The organism is Rothia amarae (assembly GCF_014705945.2).
Classification (GTDB): Bacteria; Actinomycetota; Actinomycetes; order Actinomycetales; family Micrococcaceae; genus Rothia; species Rothia amarae.
Window position 1 is genome coordinate 2,006,104 of record NZ_CP061538.1, and the last position, 20,750, is coordinate 2,026,853.

General features: G+C 53.7%; 20 protein-coding genes, 1 tRNA gene and 2 rRNA genes. All 23 read right to left on the reverse strand.

What is annotated here, in order from left to right; genetic code table 11:
• Positions 1 to 39: 39 nt before the first annotated feature.
• The 23 genes from IDM48_RS09380 to IDM48_RS09490 all read right to left on the reverse strand — a co-directional run bounded on the left by IDM48_RS09380 (position 40) and on the right by IDM48_RS09490 (position 20,591).
• Entirely contained in the window at positions 40 to 1,389 is a 1,350-nt protein-coding gene (locus IDM48_RS09380; RefSeq protein ID WP_190617092.1) for a Dyp-type peroxidase, read from the reverse strand.
• A gap of 52 nt (positions 1,390 to 1,441) precedes the next feature.
• Positions 1,442 to 2,083, reverse strand: coding sequence for a copper chaperone PCu(A)C (locus tag IDM48_RS09385; RefSeq protein WP_190617094.1), 642 nt, complete (start codon positions 2,081 to 2,083; stop codon positions 1,442 to 1,444).
• Positions 2,084 to 2,194: 111 nt separating this feature from the next.
• Positions 2,195 to 2,788: a copper resistance CopC family protein gene (locus IDM48_RS09390; RefSeq protein WP_190617095.1), complete on the reverse strand. Its 594-nt coding sequence runs from the start codon at positions 2,786 to 2,788 to the stop codon at positions 2,195 to 2,197.
• Positions 2,789 to 2,810: 22 nt separating this feature from the next.
• Positions 2,811 to 3,488, reverse strand: a complete 678-nt coding sequence (locus tag IDM48_RS09395) for a hypothetical protein (RefSeq protein ID WP_190617097.1) — start codon at positions 3,486 to 3,488, stop codon at positions 2,811 to 2,813.
• A gap of 212 nt (positions 3,489 to 3,700) precedes the next feature.
• Positions 3,701 to 3,988 (reverse strand): HU family DNA-binding protein, encoded by a 288-nt coding sequence (locus IDM48_RS09400; RefSeq protein WP_068169956.1) that lies wholly within the window; start codon positions 3,986 to 3,988, stop codon positions 3,701 to 3,703.
• Positions 3,989 to 4,064: 76 nt separating this feature from the next.
• Complete coding sequence (gene rpsN / locus IDM48_RS09405) at positions 4,065 to 4,370, reverse strand: 30S ribosomal protein S14 (RefSeq protein WP_068169958.1); 306 nt, start codon at positions 4,368 to 4,370, stop codon at positions 4,065 to 4,067.
• Between the two features lie 3 nt (positions 4,371 to 4,373).
• The gene (rpmG, locus tag IDM48_RS09410) at positions 4,374 to 4,544 is read right to left on the reverse strand and encodes a 50S ribosomal protein L33 (protein WP_145175751.1); all 171 of its coding nucleotides are present in this window, start codon (positions 4,542 to 4,544) and stop codon (positions 4,374 to 4,376) included.
• Positions 4,545 to 4,546: 2 nt separating this feature from the next.
• The gene (gene rpmB / locus IDM48_RS09415) at positions 4,547 to 4,783 is read right to left on the reverse strand and encodes a 50S ribosomal protein L28 (RefSeq protein WP_068169964.1); all 237 of its coding nucleotides are present in this window, start codon (positions 4,781 to 4,783) and stop codon (positions 4,547 to 4,549) included.
• A gap of 567 nt (positions 4,784 to 5,350) precedes the next feature.
• Complete coding sequence (locus IDM48_RS09420; RefSeq protein WP_068169967.1) at positions 5,351 to 6,157, reverse strand: SGNH/GDSL hydrolase family protein; 807 nt, start codon at positions 6,155 to 6,157, stop codon at positions 5,351 to 5,353.
• A 107-nt stretch (positions 6,158 to 6,264) separates the two neighbouring features.
• Positions 6,265 to 7,320 (reverse strand): siderophore-interacting protein, encoded by a 1,056-nt coding sequence (locus tag IDM48_RS09425; RefSeq protein WP_145175754.1) that lies wholly within the window; start codon positions 7,318 to 7,320, stop codon positions 6,265 to 6,267.
• Positions 7,313 to 8,185 carry an ABC transporter ATP-binding protein gene (locus tag IDM48_RS09430; protein ID WP_145175757.1) on the reverse strand — a complete coding sequence of 291 codons (873 nt, stop codon included), beginning with the start codon at positions 8,183 to 8,185 and terminating at the stop codon, positions 7,313 to 7,315. Before IDM48_RS09430 ends, IDM48_RS09425 begins: the two co-directional genes overlap by 8 nt.
• Positions 8,182 to 9,237 (reverse strand): FecCD family ABC transporter permease, encoded by a 1,056-nt coding sequence (locus tag IDM48_RS09435; protein WP_190617099.1) that lies wholly within the window; start codon positions 9,235 to 9,237, stop codon positions 8,182 to 8,184. The genes IDM48_RS09430 and IDM48_RS09435 overlap by 4 nt, the downstream gene beginning before the upstream one ends.
• Entirely contained in the window at positions 9,237 to 10,211 is a 975-nt protein-coding gene (locus IDM48_RS09440) for a FecCD family ABC transporter permease (RefSeq protein WP_190617101.1), read from the reverse strand. The genes IDM48_RS09435 and IDM48_RS09440 overlap by 1 nt, the downstream gene beginning before the upstream one ends.
• 141 nt (positions 10,212 to 10,352) lie before the next feature.
• Positions 10,353 to 11,402, reverse strand: a complete 1,050-nt coding sequence (locus IDM48_RS09445) for an ABC transporter substrate-binding protein (RefSeq protein WP_068169976.1) — start codon at positions 11,400 to 11,402, stop codon at positions 10,353 to 10,355.
• 267 nt (positions 11,403 to 11,669) lie between these two features.
• Positions 11,670 to 11,921, reverse strand: coding sequence for a YiaA/YiaB family inner membrane protein (locus tag IDM48_RS09450; RefSeq protein WP_190617102.1), 252 nt, complete (start codon positions 11,919 to 11,921; stop codon positions 11,670 to 11,672).
• Between the two features lie 172 nt (positions 11,922 to 12,093).
• A tRNA-Thr gene (locus IDM48_RS09455) sits at positions 12,094 to 12,167 on the reverse strand.
• 74 nt (positions 12,168 to 12,241) lie between these two features.
• The gene (locus tag IDM48_RS09460; protein WP_190617108.1) at positions 12,242 to 13,534 is read right to left on the reverse strand and encodes an ATP-binding cassette domain-containing protein; all 1,293 of its coding nucleotides are present in this window, start codon (positions 13,532 to 13,534) and stop codon (positions 12,242 to 12,244) included.
• Positions 13,531 to 14,304 (reverse strand): energy-coupling factor transporter transmembrane component T family protein, encoded by a 774-nt coding sequence (locus tag IDM48_RS09465; protein WP_190617110.1) that lies wholly within the window; start codon positions 14,302 to 14,304, stop codon positions 13,531 to 13,533. The genes IDM48_RS09460 and IDM48_RS09465 overlap by 4 nt, the downstream gene beginning before the upstream one ends.
• A complete protein-coding gene (locus tag IDM48_RS09470; RefSeq protein ID WP_145175773.1) occupies positions 14,301 to 15,107 on the reverse strand; it encodes an ECF transporter S component in 807 nt (268 codons plus the stop codon). Before IDM48_RS09470 ends, IDM48_RS09465 begins: the two co-directional genes overlap by 4 nt.
• 14 nt (positions 15,108 to 15,121) lie before the next feature.
• The gene (locus IDM48_RS09475; RefSeq protein WP_190617112.1) at positions 15,122 to 16,126 is read right to left on the reverse strand and encodes a nucleoside hydrolase; all 1,005 of its coding nucleotides are present in this window, start codon (positions 16,124 to 16,126) and stop codon (positions 15,122 to 15,124) included.
• 99 nt (positions 16,127 to 16,225) lie between these two features.
• Positions 16,226 to 17,113, reverse strand: a complete 888-nt coding sequence (locus IDM48_RS09480; protein WP_190617114.1) for a DsbA family protein — start codon at positions 17,111 to 17,113, stop codon at positions 16,226 to 16,228.
• A gap of 168 nt (positions 17,114 to 17,281) precedes the next feature.
• Positions 17,282 to 17,398 (reverse strand): 5S ribosomal RNA (gene rrf / locus IDM48_RS09485).
• A gap of 102 nt (positions 17,399 to 17,500) precedes the next feature.
• Positions 17,501 to 20,591 (reverse strand): 23S ribosomal RNA (locus IDM48_RS09490).
• Positions 20,592 to 20,750: the final 159 nt, after the last annotated feature.

Consider the following 20,750-nt stretch of genomic DNA (forward strand, 5'->3'; position numbering starts at 1 on the left):
GATGCGTTATATACGCTGTTGTGGGGTTTTCGAACGAGTCTAGGCGAAAAGCTTCTCGCCAATGAACCCTCCGGGTTGGCATCCGCCGGGTATCGCAAAAACTGCCGACCCAATGGGCACCGTCCAGGTATTGAGCATATCGAGTTCGGCTAGACGCCGCTGGATGGGCACAAATTGTTTAACGGGGTCTGCCTGATAGGAGGCGAAGATTAGCCCAGAATTAGAGACTCCCCCGCTGGTTTGCCCGTGCTCGGAGAATCCTGACGCATCGCTGACGGGCATGTCGTAATTATATCCCCGCCGCAAAATGTGCTCTTCGGGTTTTTGAGCGGAGGCTCGACGGATATGCGCATAGGGGGCGATAACGTTGAATCCCAGCTCGTTTGTTGCCGAGAGGTCTGCCACGTCGTGCTCGTTAGTTCCCGTCAGCGGCGCGCCGTTGCTGAGTTTGCGCCCTACTGCGTCTTCACGCGCCGGGCGGTCTGCCTGATCCCAGGTATCTAAGTTCATGTGGATGCGGCGGATAATTACCGACGTCCCGCCATCTTCCCAGGGGGTGAGAGAATCGGCTTCTCCCCACACATACTCATTCATGGTACCCGCCTCGGTGGTGGGGTTGACGGTGCCGTCTAGCTGCCCAAAAAGATTACGCATGGTTTGTCCGGGTTTCTCTGAACCATATGCTCGGCGGAAACCCTCTTGCACCCAGCGAACCCGCCCAAAAGAACGCACGTCCTTGAGAAGCATTCGCTGAGCGTGAGCGAGGGTGAGGCGATCGTCCGCGCAGAATTGCAGGAGCAAATCGCCGTCATTCCACTGCTGCTGAAGTTGGTCAATTTTTTCAAATGCCGGCAGCGGTTGTAGCCAGGAGGGCTTCTTCACGCCAGCAATTTCAAAGATTCTTTCGCCAAATCCTAGAGTTACGGTCAGAGAGGCAGCAACCTGGGCAAGTTCAGGTTCTTGGTCCACCACAGGTGTTTTACCTTCGGTGAGGTGCGCGGCGTCATCGGTGAGAATTCTGAGCAACCGCTCCAGACCATCTTTATCTATGCCGTTGTTGAGATCAACAGCAACGAAAGAGGCATAGGTTGGTGCCGGGGTTTCAATCCCCGCCTGGCGCGATCCAAAAAAAGGTACGCGCTGACCTATCAGCGGTGGCTGGGCTTCATCTTTCGGTTGGGATTTCTGCGCGGATTGAAGGGCCGTTTGAGTACCCAAAGTAGCGGCTACTCCCACCCCCAAACCTACGGTACCGGCGACGACGGCGCGTCGACTAGCGCCTGCCAGCGGGGTTGACGATGCGCTGGCTTGGGCTGAGTGTTGCTCAGCCTTGGCGGTTTCAGAAAATGAATTTTCAGTACCCTGAAGCGGTTGTTCAGAATGACTCATAATGCGCTCACGTTCTCACGTTCAAAGGCGATTAGGGAGAATCAAAATGCTGCTAGGAGCAGGTGGGCATGGCTGATGCAGATTCGGAGGAACCGTGCATCGAGTGGCCCATGTTCATCTGAGAATCCATGCTTGCGGAGGAAGAGGCTTGTTCACCGGGCGCATATTCTTCTTTAGCACCAGAATAGTCGCGTGCTTGCCCCTCGAACTCATAAGATTTCCCTTGGTCATCTTTGAGGGTTATTTTTACCGTGTGACCTGCAGGGATAGAGCATTTCATGTCCATGAGCATGATGTGATTTCCACCGGGTTCTAGCTTGAAAGTCTCCCCCGGTTCGATGGTCATCGAATCAACCTGTTTCATGGTGGTGGTACCGGTCTTCGGATCGATTTCGGTGGTGTGTAGCTGAGTCATATCGCTCACCGAAGATTCGGCGCTGACCAGCTTGATTGCTTTGTCGCTGTGATTGGTAACATCGCCAAATGCCGCCGTCATCTCCCCCTGCCCCGCTTTGACCCAGGTTTGGGTAAATTCGAGGTCAGATTTTTCGTTTGATGCGGAGACAGAAACAGAAGCCGAAGCAGAGGAGTTGTCCGCCGCGTTATCGCTTGATGCGCAGCCTGACAGCGCAAGACTTCCCAGAGCAAGCAGGGAGAGGGCAGGGGCAATAATTTTGTTGTTCATGTTCAACATGGTGTGATTTTTCCTTACAGTTCAAAGGGCAGCGCACTATGGCGTCTGCGAAGTATGAAAGCGTAGGTACGCCAGAAAGAGCTTTCATAAGAAAGCCGAAGAAGCGGGAAATTACCGCTGAGGGCGGCGGGTTTTGGCAATAATGGCAACAATTGCGCCAAATGCTACTAGACCTGCGAGCACAAAGAGTCCAAGCTTGACCACACCGTTAGAGTCAGTCGTCTGTTCAGTAGCCTCAGAAGTACTTTCTGCAGACTGCGAAGCTGCAACGCTCGAAGATTCCTGAGCACCCTCCCCTACGGTCAACTCATAGGAGCCCTGGATGGGGTGGCCGTCCGAGGAGACCACGCGCCAGGTCACGGTGTAGGTATCATCGTTAGTCCCATGACCTGCGATTTTCTGAACCACGGTTTTGCCCTTAACGGCGGGTGCACCGTTGGTTACCTCTTTACCTTCAGAGTCGGTTACCCGAACCTGAGTAGCACCCTCGACCTGGGTGAGTTCGCCGCTATAGGTAAGTTCAATGTCCTGAGGGGCTTCCTGCAGTGAGGAATTCTGTTCAGGAGTAGAGGAGACTAGCTCGTCGTGTGCTTGAGCGGGACCCATGAGCCCCAGTCCCAGAATAGCTAGAGAAGATGCCGCCGCTACTCGCAGCGAGGTTGAAAGAGAAGATGAGCGGGTGAAACTGGTGAATACTTTTTTCATGATGAGTCCTTAAACAAGATAGTTAGTGCAGGGTTGAGAAAGAAGCAATAACTATCGGAGGACCGCGCACCACTCTGACATCAGAGAGTACCTGTTGAATCTGCGAAATAGCCGACGGGCGCTGCGCCATTAGCTTCGGTAACCGGGGAATCATCGGCAGAGCAGGCAGAACAAACCATGCTCGCAGCTCACGTCTAAAGGCATGCTCAATCTTTTCGCTGAGCTGTTCACCTCGGCGAAGCATCAGAAAAGTAATAAGAGCGGCGCCCAAATGCAAGGCAACCATTTGCCACGATAGATCGTGGTGCTGCGCCATCGCAGGGTGACCCAACGCAGCTCCTGCCGGCAACCCGTGGTGGGTGTGAGCCGCGGAAACCTGAGCCACGCTACCGGTGCTCATATAGAGAAAGTGCAGCAAACCCTGGGAAAGAACTACCGAAGCCGCCATGCCCAGTCGAGGTAGACGGCGCCCAGCAAGTGCCACACAAACGAGCGCTGAAAGCGCCGTGCAGAGTAACCAGAGCAGAGGATGCGGGAGATTCCCCCCGGCAAGACCGTGCGACGCCGCGCCCAAAATATTAGCGCCAGCGGCAACAATCCAACCACGAATCAGGCGGTCTGAACGCGATAGAGCCGGTTCTCTCGGCCCCTTGAGAATAGTTGAGACTGGGGCGGTGCGCCCAAGCGTTGAACTACGCATAGTGCACCCTCTCCTCTCAACAACGTAACCTGTGGGTTTAATACCGGCAGATTATTAAAGTTTAGCGGACTCCCCGGCATTCTTCGCTACCGCGGCCCCGTGCCTTCGCTACGCTCCAGCACCCCACCGCTGTTATGAGAATACAAAAAAAGGGAGCCACCTGAGGTGACTCCCTTTTCTCAGTCGAGCTGAGAAAGTCTGTTACAAGAAAATTACTTCTTGTTGGAGACTGCTGCCTTCAGCTTGGAACCAGCGGTCAGCTTAACGCCGTGACCAGCCGGAATCTGAATGGTTTCGCCAGTCTGAGGATTGCGACCGGTGCGTGCTGCACGATCGGTGCGCTCGATTGCCATCCAACCGGGGATGGTGATCTTCTCGCCCTTAGAAACTGAAGATTCGAAAACCTGGAACAGTGCGTCAAGAACGCCGTTCACTGCTGCCTGGCTGGTGCCAGCCTTTTCTGCAACCTCTGCGACGAGTTCGCTACGGTTCTTAGCCATTAGATGCCCCTCCTGAGACTTTATGTTTATCTAGGCAACTAGCCTATTTGATAAGGCTAATCGTTCTAGCCAAACCTTACCAGCTTGACTTGGTAATGCCGGGCAATTCGCCGCGGTGTGCCATCTGACGGAAACGAACACGTGAGATACCAAATTTCTGGAAGGTACCACGGGGGCGGCCGTCAATCTGGTCACGGTTACGAACGCGAACAGGTGAAGCGTTACGAGGAAGCTTCTGCAAGCCGAGGCGTGCTGCCTCGCGCTCTTCAGGAGAAGCGTTTTCGTCGACTAGGGTCTTCTTCAGCGCAAGGCGCTTTTCTGCGTAGCGTGCAACGATTTCTTTGCGCTGCTCGTTACGAGCGATCTTTGACTTCTTAGCCATGACTTATCGCTCCTCTCGGAATTCTACGTGCTTACGAACAACGGGATCATACTTCTTCAGAGTCATACGATCGGGGTTGTTACGGCGGTTCTTACGAGTTACATAGGTGTAACCGGTACCCGCAGTGGACTTGAGCTTGATGATAGGACGTACGTCCTTGGTCTTTGAAGCCATGATTAAATCTTCTCCCCGCGTGCGATGATGCTTGCAACTACAGCGTCAATGCCACGTGCATCAATAACTTTGATGCCCTTTGCAGAAACGTTAAGGGTTACAGAGCGGCGCAGTGAGGGAACCCAGTAGCGCTTCTTCTGAATGTTCGGGTCGAATCGACGCTTGTTGCGGCGATGCGAGTGGGAAATGCTGTGTCCAAAGCCGGGAACAGCTCCGGTCACCTGGCAGACTGCTGCCATAGTTTTCTCCTCCATTTGTTGACGAAATGACGGTGCGCGGTGGGTGCACACTTGTTTTTTCACAAGCGGCTTGCGTCCCGTCACCAAGGTAGAGCACCGGGTTATTCTCCGGGCTAGAGTGTTTGAGACTCAGCTTGGGTGAGAAGACAAGCCAAATCCCTGCCCGCGGGATAACGGTGAATAATTCAAGGTGTCGAGAGGTGTTGCCACCAATGCGACAGCCTTAAATACTAGGTAAATACAGGCTTTCTTGCAACCTAAGCGCCGGTTTAATACCGCTCATATCACAGGGAACTCTCTCGAAGTTCAGTGATACCGCAGAGAACCGGTCTTGGGCGCAGAAACGCAAAACCAGAGCCAAGCATATCAGAGATATGGCGTTTTTCCTTGATTTTTCAGGGTTTAAGTGACCTTTAACCCTTAACTTTTTCTTTGCGGTTTAAGCGTGCCCGCAAAGGATTTTTCCCCTAAATTACATCGGTGCAATTTATGGTGTGACTTTAACGGCTTAATCCTTAAAACTTCAGGACGCCCCTGTCATATCCCCGAATTCCGCAGGCAGTCATTCTATTGCTCTACTTCAAAACGGGTCAGTTCGGGGTACTTCGGTGAGATACCGTCGCCCGAGCTCGTTCCGCGAATGCGGCGTCCAACCCAGGGCACCACAAATTCGCGCGCCCATCGTGCATCATCGCGCACTTTTTGCATACGAGTCGGACGGGCGTTGAGAATATCTAATGGCATGGTGAGTGCATCGGGTTCAAGCGAGACTGACTGGTCGCTCAAAACGTCTAAGACCTTTCGAGCCATTTTGATATGGCCACGAGTATTAAGATGCAGCCGGTCCGGCGCAAAGTAGACGGGATGAGCGAATTCCCGCATACGCCAAAAATCAACGATGTGCACCCCATTCTCGTCCGCAACTTCGCGGAGAAGTTCATTGTAAAGGGCAGTTTTAGGGCGGGTGGATTTGAAGGCGTTGAAATCTCGTACGTCCATACCGGTGAACGTGAATACTTCAATCCCCTCAGCGCGAAGGGCTGCGAAGGCCTTTCCCTTGCGCTCCAAAAGCTGATCAAGTTTAGTGCTGGGGCGCAAAATATCATTGCCTCCGCCATAAAAGCTGACCAGGTTAGGTTTGAGATCAACCGCAGCTTGAACTTGCTCGTCTATGATCTGATCCAAGAGCCGTCCACGAATCGCAAGATTGGCATAGAGCGCCTCAGAATCTGCCAACATGAACTGTTCCGCCACACGGTCCGCCCAACCACGCACCCCGTTAGGGCGGTCGGCGTCGATATCGCCTACCCCTTCGGTAAACGAATCGCCGATAGCTACATAGCGGATGGAGAACTCATTATTTAAGATAGACATACTTCAACTTTCTCAACGAGGTTTATTCCATCTTTTCATAAAGAGGGGTGAGCAAAAGCGCGGGGTCCAGTATGCGCTCCCTCACCTGCGGTTGTGAGCGAGTTGGCTCAGCTCTCCGCTCGTCCCCGTTTCCAGTACCCCATGAACGAGATATTGCCCTTATCTAGCCCCGCATCGTTAACGCAGATGCGTCGCAGCGTCTTAATAACCGCCGACTCTCCGGCGATAAACACGTAATAATCACTGTCTTCATCCGCTAATCCCCACACGATTTCTTCGTCCGTCACTTGTTCGATGACTCGGTACTGGATGTTGAGTTTAACGTCGAGGATTTCACGCAACATGCGGTAGAGTTCTTCGCCTCTGACCGATGACGCACCGTTGCACCCGCGGGGAAGCCAGCGCACAGTGACATGTGGGAATGCGGTTGCGGCATCGGCAATATCAGCTATTTCCGGCGTCATAATATCGCCCTCGCCAGGCACTTCCAACAAGATATCTGCCCGCGTATTGCGGTCCAAAGTGCGCACGATAGAAAGTGCCGCAGGTACAGCAGTTTCGTCCGCAAGCACCAAGATTTTCGACGCTTTACCCGGGTTCCAAGAGCTCCATAGGTTATTGCCGCGCATAGGAGCGAGGAAAGAGATAGAGTCCCCCACCTGCGCCTGGTTAGCCCAGGTAGCACCGGGGCCCATCTCTCCAGCAGAATCGGCATGAAGCACAAAGTCGATATCGATTTCAGGTACGATGTCGGAGGGGTATTCACGGTCTAATACCGAGAGGTCGGCATCTGCAGCCGGTCTGAACTGAGTAGCCGGCGGGGATATCGCATCAGCAGGTATAAGCCGGGAATTACGCACAGTATAGGTTCGCATCCAACCGCGTTCATCCGTAGGCTGAGCAAACCACTGTGCGCGCCAGTTATCTTCGAGCACAATGTCGGTGGGCTGGGAGCTACCTGCCGGCGGTATGAACAGCTTGATGTAAGCGTCAACCACGTCCCCGGTGCCTTCGGAAATTTCTTCTGCTGCGTGATGTAGTGAAGGTCCGGCCAGAGAGATGCGCACGTAATGCTCGGTGAGCTGTCGTACCCCTGTCACGACCACGGGGAACAATCCAAACTGATGAATCACCGATTGTCTGTGCGTACGTAGCTTATTCATTAGAGTTGTCCTCTCGATCGGCTTCACTCATTGCTTGGCCGGCGTTTGCTTTTGAGAACCCTCCGCGGGCAACACGGGCGTGAGGAACCACTACGGGGGCGCCGCTCTTTTCCGGATCGTGCACCGAAGCTTTCAAACCGAACACGCGATGTAGGTTTTCACTGGTCATAACGGATTCTGCCTTGCCAGCACATGCGATTTCGCCGTCTTTCATGGCAATCAGGTGGTGGGCGACTCGTGCAGCCAGGTTAAGCTCGTGAAGCACGAGAACCATAGTAGTTCCCCGCTCCTCATTGAGGTCGGACAGCAAGTCCAGCAGGTCTACTTGATGGGCAAGGTCCAGATAGGTAGTGGGCTCATCGAGGAGCAAAATATCGGTCTGTTGGGCAAGTGCCATGGCAATCCATACGCGCTGGCGTTGACCACCGGATAATTCGCTGACTGAACGTTCTGCTAAACCCATGGTGTTGGTGGCTTCAAGTGCCCAGGCGACCGCTTCGTCGTCTTCAGCGGTATTGCGTTTGAAAACTCCCTGATAGGGGTATCGGCCGCGAGAAACCAGGTCCGCCACGGTGATGCCGTCAGGGGCAATGGGGCTCTGCGGGAGTAGTCCAACCATCCGAGCAAATTCTTTACCGGGGAATGTGTGAATGTTCTTTCCATCGAGGGTAATTTCGCCAGAAGAAGGCTTGAGCAAACGAGAAATACCGCGCAATAGTGTAGATTTTCCACACCCGTTGGGGCCGATAATTGCGGTAATTTTTCCCGCGGGAATGGCAAGGGAGAGGTCTTTGACAATCGTTCGAGTGCCGTAGCCGAGGTCGACATGTTCGATGCGCAGTTCGCGGTAAGTGCAGGCGGTCATGAGCGACCTTCTTTCTGAGATTGGACCAGTAACCAGATGAGGATGGGAGCGCCAAATGCGCCGGTCAAGACGCCGACGGGCATCGCGCCACTTGGAACGAAGTTGGCGGCTATGAAGTCCGCAAAGACTACAATGATTGCGCCCACGAGTGCCGACGCAGTCAGCGAATGCCGTCCGCCAATCAGCCGGCGCGCAATGGGTCCCGATACAAAAGCGACGAACGCAATAGGGCCGCTGGCGGCAGTTGCAACAGCTGCCAGTAAAACACCCAGCACGATATAGAGCCATCGAGTAATCGTCACGTTCAGTCCCAGGCTTTGAGCGAGTTCTTCACCCACAGCTAGGGCGTGAAGCTGCCGTTGGAAAAGCATCACAGCAGGGAAAATCAGGCACAGCGCAATGAGCAGAATCAGAATGCGTTCCCAGTTCGCTACTGACAGCGAACCGGTCATCCAGACCATCGCAGACTGGGCGGAATTGATGTCAATCCGAGTCAGCAGATAGTTCACCACCGCATTGCCCAAAGCAGCGACTCCTATGCCCATGAGGATAAAGCGGTTGCCCACTCCCCCGTGCCCTGCGGCAAGCACCATAATAAGAATGGCAAGTGCAAGAGAAAAGGCCACGGCAAGAAAAGAGATTTCAAAACCAGTTGACCCCCAGAATACGATGCCTAATACCGCTCCCAGCGAGGCACCGGAGCTGATGCCGATAATATCTGGTGAAGCCAGCGGGTTACGGAGCAACAACTGAAAAATAGCCCCGGCACACCCAAAAGCAAGGCCGGTCAACGTTCCCAAAACCGCCCGGGGCAGCTTATCGGAGAGCACAATATAACGAGCTCCACGAGCACCTTCAATAGAGCCGCCCTGCAAGATGGTAATAAAATCGGGAAAAGTCACCGTGTACGTTCCCAGGAGCACACGAACGAGAAAGACCGCTACCAATGTCACCGCTAAGCCGACAATGATGAGGCGGGGGCGACGTCGTCCGTCCGCGCGTAGTTTCGCTACGCGGTCAACAGGTGTCAGCTCAGTTGCAACTTGCGACATTAAAGTTCCACCGCCTTCTTGGTTCGTACCAGGTAGATGAAGACCGGCACACCAATGACAACCATGGTGACCCCCACCTGTATTTCTTCAGGGGGCATAATAACCCTGCCAACGGTGTCTGCAACGATGAGAAGTGCTGCACCAAAGAGTGCGGACAGCGGAATGATAGCGCGATAGTCGGGCCCGACGAGCGCGCGCAAAGCATGCGGCGCCATCAGTCCAAGGAATGCAATGGGGCCGCACATTGAGGTGGCAGTTCCGCTTAGAAGCGTAATGCCGATAAAGATGATGAAGCGTTTGAGCATCACGTTTTCACCGAGTGCTGTGGCCATGTCATCGCCGAGTGCAAAGTTATTGATGGAGCGGGCTCCCAGCCCAATAATTAGTGCCCCTGCAATCAGCAGAAAGACACCGGGGAAGAACTCCTCCATTGAGCTACCGGCGACAGAACCCAGCTGCCATTTGCGCAAAGAATCCAAAGCGTTGCTGAAGTTAAGAATCAGCGCCGAGGTAAGGGAGCCTAAACCTGCGGAAATAGCGGCGCCCATGAGCGCTAACTTGACGGGGGTAGCGCCGTCGCGCCCTACACTCGCCAAACCGTAAACCAGCGCCGAAGTAATGCCTGCCCCGATAAAGGCGAGCCCCGCCATCCCGGTTGAAGAGTTGATTCCCAGTAGAGAAATTCCCACCACGACGGCAAATGCGGCACCGGCGTTGACACCGAGAATACCTGGATCGCCGAGGGGGTTTCGGGTGACACCCTGCATGCCTGCACCGGCAAGCGCCAGCGCCGCCCCGATGGTTCCAGCCCACAGCGTGCGCACGCTGCGCTGATCAAGAACAGCCTCGGTCATGGCGGGCAAGTCTGCGTGAGTAAAGTAATTCCACACTGTATTCACACCAACATCGCGTGTTCCCCAGAAGATAGAGGAAACCACTGCGAGCGCCAGAAGAACCACCAGAGCTGCAGTCACCGCTAGGGTTCTTTGCCGCTGTGTATGTGGTTTTTCTCGGGCAGTGTGTGCCAGCGAGGGGGACATAAAAATCCTTGATGAATAAACGCCCAAAGCTGCCCGGGGCAATCGCCGCGGGCAACCGTGGAGGGGTGCGAAAAGTTAGGATGCTTTCTTGGTGTTCTCAACAGCCTTGGACATGTTCTCGAGGATTGGAGTTTCCTCGACAGCCCAGACGAGCGAGAGCGGTGAAGCTGCGGAAAGCGCCAAACCAGCAGTCTTGTCAGCTTCGAAGACGACGGCGTCGTGCTTCATCGCTGGCATCTGCGCAAAGAGGTCGTTGGACTTGACCTTTTCGATGTCGCCCTCTGCATTGACCCATGCCCATACGGCGTCGGCTTCGACGGAGTCGATAACTTCAGCGGAAATATCGAGGAAAAAGGCCTTGGAATCCTTTTCTTTGTCCTTCATGTAGGATGCCTGTTCCATGCCAATCATGGAGAAGAAGCGGGGGCGGGTGTCCTGGGAGGTGTATGCGCCGAAGGTGTTCTTTTCGGTGTCAAAAGCGCCCGAGAGGAAGGTTGCACCCTGCAGGTTCTCGTATTCGGCGCCCTTTTCTTTGAGCTTCGCTTCGGTGTCTTCGATGAGCTTCTTTGCCTCATCTTCTTTCTTCAGCATTTTGCCCGCCATTTCAACGGTTTGCTGCCATGAAGCTGCCCAGGAACCTACACCCTCAGGTGCGGGAACAACGGGGGCGATGCCCTTGAGCTTGTCGTAGATTTCCTGGCTCATGTCGCCGTAGGGGCAGAAGATCGCGTCGGGTTCAAGCTTTGCGAGTTCTTCGTAATTGGGGCCGTCGGTCTCGTCATAGCGAACGGGCTGTTTGCCACCGAGTTCTTCGAGTTTTTTGTCGAACCAGGGGGTGGACTGGTTCTCGTTACCACCCCATGCGACGACGGGCGTACCTGCAGGTACTACGCCTAGAGCTAGTACGGCGTCGGGGTTCTGCCAGTTCTGTACGATGGCGATTTTCTGGGGTACGGCATCAAATTTAGTCTCACCGAAAGCGTGTTTGATGGTGTAGGGCTCGGTTGAGGCGGAAGCGCTGGAATCGGATGCATCTTTGGATCCGGTTGAGCAGCCTGCGAGGAGTCCGGCTGCAGCGGTGGCTGCAGCGGCTTTGAGGAAAGCTCCGCGTGAAAGTGAAACCATGAGACAGTTCTCCAAAATCTAGTGGGGACCGCCCCACTGCCTGTTTAAGTTAGGTGTGCCTAAGCACCTCCCTAGAATATGCGAATTTTGGGGGCTCTACCAACTTAGTGCCGGTATTTGGAAAGATTTTTATGCGTTTATTATTTCTGTCTGGCAAGAGTAGGCAGGTTGAGGTGCGCACCCGGCTGACGAGCACAACGCAGACGACAAAGCGCCCCGAAAGATTCGTTCTTTCGAGGCGCTTATTTGAAAGTTTGTGAGAGCTTTTTAGTTTTCGAGACCACGCGAAGCTACACGTTCGCGGTATGCCTTGTGGCGGTTGTAGTCGTAGGTGGCCTTCATAGCGGTGATGGATCCCCCCACAAGAAGGACGGACGTAATGAAATAGTAGCCCTTCACCATCAGCGGTTCTTTCAAGGTCCACAATCCGATAATCATCATGGTGATAGCGATGGCGAGCTGCAGCCAAGCAAACACGAGAAAGCCGTAAGCGCCGCTGTTTTCTTCATTGGGGTTCATGTTTTACCTCTTCAGGTGTTAATACGAGTGTATTGCCGGTTTCCTAGGCGGAGAACGACGGGGGACGTTTCATATATTACAAGTGGACGCCGCGCGGGCTGAATATGCGGAGCTTTGTTACGTCAAGCAGCGGGGATTGAATATATAACACCGATTTTTGGGTAGAAAAAAGAGCCCCCTACCGGATTCGAACCGGTGACCCCCTGTTTACAAGACAGGTGCTCTGGCCAGCTGAGCTAAGGAGGCGAAGCGAAAAACGCAACTCGTCCATACTACCGCATAGCGTGCTAGTTTCGCATTGTCGGCGCGCTCACACCTCGTTAGAGATTCAGCGAGCGATGCTTCACCCGCGCCAGGAACTCAGCATCGTGCGTCGCCACCACAACAGCGCCGCCAGCTGCGCAGTATGCGTTCAGCAATCGAACCACTTGGCTCACGCCAGACTCGTCCAAACGCGCCGTCGGCTCGTCCACAAGCAATACGGCAGGACGCGCGGCAATAGCCGTCGCCAAAGCTAGTAGGTGCTGTTCAACAGGCGAAAGGTCCTGAGGATGCTCCTCTTCTTTTCCTGCAAGCCCCACTGCACCTAATAATTCAGACCGTAGCGCCTGCGAACTTTGCCCCGCCGGCCCTAAAGAAATCTCCGCTGCTACCGAGCTGGCGAGAAAATGGTGGGCTGGATACTGGGCAGCAAGACAGACGAGTCCTACTCGCTGGGCAGCATCTGCCCCCGCAAGAGACCTACCGGCAACCAAAAACTCCCCGCCCACCGAAGGTATGAGTCCAGCGAGCGTGCGCAAAAGAGTGCTCTTACCTGCACCATTAGCGCCCTGAATAGCCAGAATTTGCCCGCGATGAAGCTCAATATCGAGCCCAGAAAATATCGGTTGCGGAGCGTCACGCTTACCCCAGATTCTCCGCCTATCGTGCGGCTGAGGATGCACGGCTAACTGTTTCACGTGCAACGCTGGAAGATTTGCCGCTTCGTTCGAGCGCATCTCTTCCACTAAAAGTTCAAAAATTCGGTCTCTCGAATCCTCAACTCGCGCCGCCGTCATCTGAACAGCATCCGCAGAAGCCAGCTTCACCTGATGAGTCGCCAGGTTCAGCTCAGCTTCGGACGGCCTGACCGACGTCCACACCACACTCCCCTCGTACTCTTTCAACAGAGCAAGCACTCGGATTCGCGCGGAGTCGTCCAAGCCGGTGAAAGGCTCATCCATCACCCATACCGCAGGTTGCATTGCCGCAGAACATGCAAGCACCGCCAGCTGCGACTGCCCACCAGAAAGTTGCAGGGGATTGCGTTCTAACACATGTGAAATTCCCAGCGACTCGGCGGCGCTCTCAACCCGAACGGTCATTTCATCCCGCGTTGCCACCATCGTTTCTAGCCCCAGAGCAATCTCTTCGGCAACGGTTGAACACAGCGCACTCAGTTGCGCCTGAGCATTCGCCCCTTGGACGAGAGCACCCCACCGATGCGCAAAACGCTCGGCAAGCCCTGATTTCCCGCTATTTCGACCCCCATAAATCAGAATGCGCGCCGATTGAAATTCCGGCTCGTTCAGATCTGCCGTCATCAGGGCCCGAGCGTCAATAGTCTGCTTCAAAGAACACCTCCATAAGCAAGCAAAACCAACCCAATAGCCAGAGCGGGCAATATCCAACGCGCAACCTTCTGCCCACGCGAATCGGCGTAGGTTCGTAGAAAAGTACGATGCCCGGGCATCTCTACGCGACGTTGCGCCAACGATTTTCCACGGTCTTCATGCTCTAACAGAACCAGAGTAAAAACGGTCGTCGCGGTTTTCACCGCAAGCCGCACGTTACCCCCGAGCGTTCTGCGCTCAAGACCCCGAGCCCGCTCGCTTTCCCTCGTAATAGCTACATACCGTTGCAGTTGAGAAAGCGCGTTCAAGGACGCCACAATCAAGTAAATGAGCCTCGGCGGGAGACGCCACTTCCCCAGCGCCGTGCGCAACCCAGCCGCAGTGGTGGTCAGCGATATCAGCGCACATCCGGTTCCAAAGCAAAGAACCTGCAAAGCCAGCAAAACACCAAAATGTAGACCCTCCAACGTCACCGCAAAGTTCAATCCGGCAAATGGCTGCCATTGAGCGAGAACCCGCATCCCGTTGAAGCTAACAGCTTGAATGAGAAAGGACATCCCGGCAACCGGCGCCAGCGCTAACAGGAGAAGTAGCAGACGGCGTCCCTGCCCTGCTCCCAACAAAAGCCCACAACCCGTCAACCACAGAATAATACGAGCGCAAATCGACAGTGGAGCCAACGCCACCACGATGAAACTCAATCCGATAACAACCCAGGTTTGCGGATGAAGACCACCCCAGAGCCCATTCCCGTTTTCGAGTAACTTCATCGAGTTTTGAGTTGGTTTTTCACCCGCTGAGGTATAGTCTTGGCAACCGCCCACACCAGTAAGAAGGCAATTGCCTTATCCAGCGGGTCAGAAAGCAAGGATTGCAGGGTAGCCGCGCCCAACAAAGACTGTCCGGTTGCCTGTAAAACGGCGACGAGCGATCCAGTACCTACACCTTGCCCGCCACCAAAAACGAATGCAGCTACCGGCGCACCTAAGAAACCTGCCACAATACCTGTGCCAAATCCTGCCAGCAGGGCGGTCCACCAGCGCTCCAACAAACGATGTTGCCCGGCAATACCTGCCAATACACCGATGACGGCAGCTCCTGCGGCAAAAGGAATAGTCGTGGGGTTGATGGTCAGGCCCCAGGCAAGATTAGTGACGACGCCGGTCAGCACCCCTGCTGCTGGACCAGCCAGGTAACCCACCAAGATAGTAGCGATGGAGTCAAGATAAAGTGGGATTCCCGAGAATCCAACAATCTGACCTAGCACGATGTTAAAGGCAACGGCAAAAGGTATCAGTGCTACTGCTGAGAGTGGAATTCGTTGGAGGTTTCCTAGGAGTAGCAAAATCGCGCCCACGGCGTATCCGCTAACCAGGGGCAGGGAAACCGTCATATCCTCAGCACCACCGCCCGCACTCAGGACGGTAAAGAGGTAAGTCCCCGCAATGACGAGTGCCCCCAGCACGTTCAATAAAGTGTGCGTCCCTCGAGTATGTTGAGTTTGTTCATGATTACCGAGACTCTCACCCATTGGTGAAAGCCTCTGCCCAGACGTCGCGTTTCTTTCTGCCATGCTTTTCTCCTCGGTTATAGGGCGAATGCTTTTCGGACCGTGTCGATATAGTGTTGAAAAAATTCTTCGGTATCCGCAGATGTCAGTACTCTTGCGTTGTGTTCGCGGTTCCACCGTCTGCGCCAGTCGGCGACCGTCTGCCCGCGGGTGAGCCGGCCATCCAATTCCACGTCAATAGTTGTGGCAGTCGACTCCCCCAACATCAAAACTTCTGATTCGCCCTTAGTTCGGAGCGAATCGTTCACTGCCAGAGCCGTTACAAATGGATCATGAACGTGGGCGATAAATCCCAGTCCATCGCTCTCGTGAAACTCCATATAGAACTGCAACGCGTTGTCCAAAGCTTTGAGGACGGGAGCCTCCCCCGCACACAGTCGCGCTCTTAGCTCAGGGGTCATCTCGTTCTTCTCGGTTTGATCAAGCGGGCACAGAACCGGGTAACATTTCAGTCCTGGTTGAGAAAACGTTTCAAATACTTTATATGCCGCTTCTGGGTCAGTATGGATGTTCCACTCAGTGGTGGGCATAGTATTGCCCGTGTGGTTCAAGGCGCCACCCATGATGTACAGGCTTCGCAGTTTAGAAGGCAACTCCGGGTCTAGGTCGAGCGCTAACGCCAGGTTGGTGCAAGGCCCAAGAACGACGGCGTCCAGCTCCCCAGGGTAGGTGTTGGCCATATCCACCCAGAGTTGTGCCCCCTCCCCCATACCCCGGTTGGTGGGTTCTGCCTGTAGGGGTAGCTGAGCGTACCCTGTGCCAAAGAGACCGTGAGTTTCTTCTGTAGTAGTAAGACGTTGCCCCAGAGGGTCTTTCGCGCCCAAGGCCCAAGGCACTTCTGGAACGCCGGCGAGGTGCAAGACACCCCGTAAGTTCCGAGCTACTGTTTCGGTAGACACGTTCCCGCCCGAGGCGACTGCTCCCACAATATCTACGCGGGGATGAGCTGCGGCGTAGACGAGCGCCATCAAATCATCGATGCCTGGGTCGCAATCGATAAAGAGCTGGACGTTCCTATTCATGCTTCTCCTTCACACGAAAAAGGGACAGCTACCCCACGAGTTACCGCGGTAAGTAGCTGTCCCTACAAAACCTCTAATAGTTTAGCGGTTATCTACAGATTATGCTTTTCCTTTTTCGGAGATGATCTTGTTAATCCAACCGGTAAAGTCCTTGCTGGTGTACTGCTGTCCGTCTGCGTAAACAGTCGGGGTGCCGGACACTCCGTTCTTAGATGACTCGGGGGTCACAACGCTCACTAGCGGACGCCAGGTATTGTTGTCCATGTCTTCTTTGATGTCAGCGCCGTATTTAGAAGCAATATCGATGATTTCGTCATTCTTCAGAACGTTGCCCTGGTGGGTGAACATTTCGCGCTGCCAGTTCAGGTAATCATCGGTGGACACCTGGTTAGCAACGGAGTAAGCAGCGTTAGCTGCGCGAGCTGAGTATTCACCGGGGTGAGCTGCATCGAGGAATGTGAGGTTACGGACCTCAAGCTTGATTTTGCCTTCGTCAATAAGCTTTTGGATTTCTTCACCGTATTCCTGTTCAAACTGAGCACAGTGGATGCAGTTGAAGTCCTGGAAGACGGTCAGAGTTACGGGACCGCTTTCTTTACGAGCTTTTTCGGGATCGGGAAGACCAAGCGGGACGGGCGATGCAGTAGACTCACCCGATGGGGTAGCTGATGCAGATGCTGAATAGAGTGAGTTGAAATCACGGCTGGGCTCAGATGAGGCATCTTTAACGATTCCGCCTTTATCCATCACGATGCCGCCATACTGATTGGCGCTGGCAGGTACGGGACCTGATTCGGCAATCTCTTTGGACTTTGAATTGACCATAACGATTGCGACGATCGCAACGATCGCTACCACCAGTAGAGCTACAGTTGCTTTAATCCAGCCTGATCCAGATTTGGACGTCGATTTCGCCTGCTTTGAGGCTACCTGACGGGCGCGCTCACGGGCGTCGTCAGCGGATGAGACGTTTCTGTCTTTCGCCACCGGGTTCTCACTTTCTTCTGATTACTGTCTTCTTCAGAATACTGGAGTATTCAAGGAGTAACCACCTTAGAACATACTTTCTCAGTAAACTATTAGAAAGCCTTCAGTGTATCTGTTTATTAAACGAAAAAAGGCCTCGGAGCTATGCTCCAAGGCCTTCTAAAAGTAATGCGGCGATAACCTACTCTCCCACACCGTCCCCAGTGCAGTACCATCGGCTCAACAGGTCTTAGCTTCCGGGTTCGGGATGGAACCGGGCGTTTCCCCTGCGATATAATCACCGCAAATCTATGAAATTAACATGTGCCTATCTTCTTCGTTGAAGAAGAGTGTTTTGTTATTTCAAAACCATACAGTGGACGCAAACACAACCAAACCAAGAAAAAAATATGTAAGCCTTCGGTCTATTAGTACCAGTCAACTCCACAAGTCTCCAGTCCTTGCTTCCATACCCGGCCTATCAACCCCATCATCTATAGGGAACCTCACACAACACAAAGTTGCCAGGAAATCTCATCTCAAAACAGGCTTCCCGCTTAGATGCCTTCAGCGGTTATCCCTCCCGAACGTAGCCAATCAGCCATGCACCTGGCGGTACAACTGACATACCAGAGGTTCGTCCGTCCCGGTCCTCTCGTACTAAGGACAGCCTTTCTCAAATTTCCAACGCACGCAGCGGATAGGGACCGAACTGTCTCACGACGTTCTGAACCCAGCTCGCGTACCGCTTTAATGGGCGAACAGCCCAACCCTTGGGACCAACTCCAGCCCCAGGATGCGACGAGCCGACATCGAGGTGCCAAACCATGCCGTCGATATGAACTCTTGGGCAAGATCAGCCTGTTATCCCCGAGGTACCTTTTATCCGTTGAGCGACGGCCATTCCACAATGTACCGCCGGATCACTAGTCCCGACTTTCGTCCCTGCTCGACCTGCCAGTCTCACAGTCAAGCTCCCTTGTGCACTTACACTCAACACCTGATTGCCAACCAGGCTGAGGGAACCTTTGGGCGCCTCCGTTACTCTTTAGGAGGCAACCGCCCCAGTTAAACTACCCATCAGGCACTGTCCCTGAACCAGATCATGGCCCGAAGTTAGACATCCAATATGACCAGAGTGGTATTTCAACAACGACTCCACACAAACTAGCGTCCATGCTTCACAGTCTCCCACCTATCCTACACAAGCCACACCGAACATCAATACCAAACTATAGTAAAGGTCACGGGGTCTTTCCGTCCTGCTGCGCGAAACGAGCATCTTTACTCGTACTGCAATTTCGCCGAGTTCATGGTTGAGACAGTAGGGAAGTCGTTACTCCATTCGTGCAGGTCGGAACTTACCCGACAAGGAATTTCGCTACCTTAGGATGGTTATAGTTACCACCGCCGTTTACTGGGGCTTAAATTCTCAGCTTCGCCCAAAGAGCTAACCAATCCTCTTAACCTTCCAGCACCGGGCAGGAGTCAGTCCATATACATCGTCTTACGACTTCGCATGGACCTGTGTTTTTGATAAACAGTCGCTTCCCCCTGGTCTCTGCGACCCATACACGCTCGGGGCAGCAAGTGCCCTCCACGCTCAAGGTCCCCCTTCTCCCGAAGTTACGGGGGCATTTTGCCGAGTTCCTTAACCATGATTCTCTCGATCGCCTTAGTATTCTCTACCTGATCACCTGTGTCGGTTTAGGGTACGGGCAACTAGAACCTCACGTCGATGCTTTTCTCGGCAGCATAGGATCACCAAATCCCCCACAAACGGGGTCCCATCACGTCTCAGGCAAACACCAGCGCATTTAACAACCGGATACCCTACACGCTTAGACCACGACAACCATCGCGTGGCTCGGCTACCTTCCTGCGTCACACCTGTTAATACGTTTACCTCCACTCATCGGGTCCTGCAACCCACAACAAGCTCCCCCACAAAGTGAGGGTTACAAGTCGCTTCGCACAGTTAGCATCAAAATATCAGTATGGACGGTTCTTCGTCGGTACGGGAATATCAACCCGTTATCCATCGACTACGCCTGTCGGCCTCGCCTTAGGCCCCGACTAACCCAGGGCAGATTAGCTTGACCCTGGAACCCTTGATCATCCGGCGCACGGGTTTCTCACCCGTGATTCGCTACTCATGCCTGCATTCTCACTCGCATACCCTCCACCACTAGTTCACACCGCAGCTTCACCGGATACACGACGCTCCCCTACCCAACATGTCTAAAACACATTGCCATAATTTCGGTGGTGTACTTGAGCCCCGCTACATTATCGGCGCAGAATCACTTGACCAGTGAGCTATTACGCACTCTTTCAAGGATGGCTGCTTCTAAGCCAACCTCCTGGTTGTCTCAGCAACTCCACATCCTTTCCCACTTAGTACACGCTTAGGGACCTTAATTGATGGTCTGGGCTGTTTCCCTCTCGACAATGAAGCTTATCCCCCACTGTCTCACTGCCGCGCTCTCACTTATTGGCATTCGGAGTTTGGCTGACGTCAGTAACCAATACGGCCCATCGGCCAACCAGTAGCTCTACCTCCAACAAGAAACACACGACGCTGCACCTAAATGCATTTCGGGGAGAACCAGCTATCACAGAGTTTGATTGGCCTTTCACCCCTATCCACAGCTCATCCCCTCCATTTTCAACTGAAGTGGGTTCGGTCCTCCACGACGTCTTACCGTCGCTTCAACCTGGCCATGGATAGATCACTCCGCTTCGGGTCTAGATCCTGCCACTCAAACGCCCTATTCAGACTCGCTTTCGCTACGGCTTCCCCACACGGGTTAACCTCGCGACAGAACACTAACTCGCAGGCTCATTCTTCAAAAGGCACGCTGTCACCCCACAAGGCTCCAACGGCTTGTAAGCACACGGTTTCAGGTACTATTTCACTCCCCTCCCGGGGTACTTTTCACCATTCCCTCACGGTACTGATTCACTATCGGTCATCAAGAAGTATTTAGACTTACCAGGTGGTCCTGGCAGATTCACACGAAATTCCACGAGTTCCGTGCTACTCGGGTGATCAACAATCGGCGTGCCACATTTCGGTTACGGGACTCTCACCCTCTCCGGCCATCCATCCCAAGATGTTCACCTACACAACACAACATCGACTCAGCAGGCGATTGAACCTACCACGCTGACTCCCACAACCCCCATGATGCAACCCTCAACCGGTATCACACACCACAGGTTTAGTCTCATCCGCTTTCGCTCGCCACTACTCACAGAATCATTATTTATTTTCTCTTCCAGCGGGTACTGAGATGTTTCACTTCCCCGCGTTCCCCCCAACCAGCCTATACATTCAACTGGTGGTAACACACCTCACAGCATGCTGGGTTCCCCCATTCGGAAATCCTCGAATCAACGTCCTGTTATCGACTCCCCGAGGCTTATCGCAGATTCACACGTCCTTCATCGGCTCTTGATGCCAAGGCATCCACCGTGTGCCCTTAATAACTTACAAAACACACAAATAATCAAAGATCATTCAAAAATATCTAAGTTTGACAAAATCAAAGAAACACACAACAAACCCACAAAGAGTCCATTGAGCAGTTTCCAGAAGATGCTCGCGTCCACTATACAGTTCTCAAACAACAACCCACCCACACCATCAAGAACA

What these genes read in the sequence shown, in the direction of transcription:
- IDM48_RS09470 (WP_145175773.1), bottom strand. Translation starts at nt 15,107, where the DNA reads ATGGCAGAAAGAAACGCGACGTCTGGGCAGAGGCTTTCACCAATGGGT.
- rpmG (WP_145175751.1), bottom strand. Translation starts at nt 4,544, where the DNA reads ATGGCTTCAAAGACCAAGGACGTACGTCCTATCATCAAGCTCAAGTCC.
- IDM48_RS09390 (WP_190617095.1), bottom strand. Translation starts at nt 2,788, where the DNA reads ATGAAAAAAGTATTCACCAGTTTCACCCGCTCATCTTCTCTTTCAACC.
- rpsN (WP_068169958.1), bottom strand. Translation starts at nt 4,370, where the DNA reads ATGGCTAAGAAGTCAAAGATCGCTCGTAACGAGCAGCGCAAAGAAATC.
- IDM48_RS09420 (WP_068169967.1), bottom strand. Translation starts at nt 6,157, where the DNA reads ATGTCTATCTTAAATAATGAGTTCTCCATCCGCTATGTAGCTATCGGC.
- IDM48_RS09465 (WP_190617110.1), bottom strand. Translation starts at nt 14,304, where the DNA reads ATGAAGTTACTCGAAAACGGGAATGGGCTCTGGGGTGGTCTTCATCCG.
- IDM48_RS09430 (WP_145175757.1), bottom strand. Translation starts at nt 8,185, where the DNA reads ATGACCGCCTGCACTTACCGCGAACTGCGCATCGAACATGTCGACCTC.
- IDM48_RS09435 (WP_190617099.1), bottom strand. Translation starts at nt 9,237, where the DNA reads ATGTCGCAAGTTGCAACTGAGCTGACACCTGTTGACCGCGTAGCGAAA.
- IDM48_RS09385 (WP_190617094.1), bottom strand. Translation starts at nt 2,083, where the DNA reads ATGTTGAACATGAACAACAAAATTATTGCCCCTGCCCTCTCCCTGCTT.
- IDM48_RS09400 (WP_068169956.1), bottom strand. Translation starts at nt 3,988, where the DNA reads ATGGCTAAGAACCGTAGCGAACTCGTCGCAGAGGTTGCAGAAAAGGCT.
- IDM48_RS09475 (WP_190617112.1), bottom strand. Translation starts at nt 16,126, where the DNA reads ATGAATAGGAACGTCCAGCTCTTTATCGATTGCGACCCAGGCATCGAT.
- IDM48_RS09425 (WP_145175754.1), bottom strand. Translation starts at nt 7,320, where the DNA reads ATGAATAAGCTACGTACGCACAGACAATCGGTGATTCATCAGTTTGGA.
- IDM48_RS09395 (WP_190617097.1), bottom strand. Translation starts at nt 3,488, where the DNA reads ATGCGTAGTTCAACGCTTGGGCGCACCGCCCCAGTCTCAACTATTCTC.
- IDM48_RS09380 (WP_190617092.1), bottom strand. Translation starts at nt 1,389, where the DNA reads ATGAGTCATTCTGAACAACCGCTTCAGGGTACTGAAAATTCATTTTCT.
- IDM48_RS09450 (WP_190617102.1), bottom strand. Translation starts at nt 11,921, where the DNA reads ATGAACCCCAATGAAGAAAACAGCGGCGCTTACGGCTTTCTCGTGTTT.
- rpmB (WP_068169964.1), bottom strand. Translation starts at nt 4,783, where the DNA reads ATGGCAGCAGTCTGCCAGGTGACCGGAGCTGTTCCCGGCTTTGGACAC.
- IDM48_RS09445 (WP_068169976.1), bottom strand. Translation starts at nt 11,402, where the DNA reads ATGGTTTCACTTTCACGCGGAGCTTTCCTCAAAGCCGCTGCAGCCACC.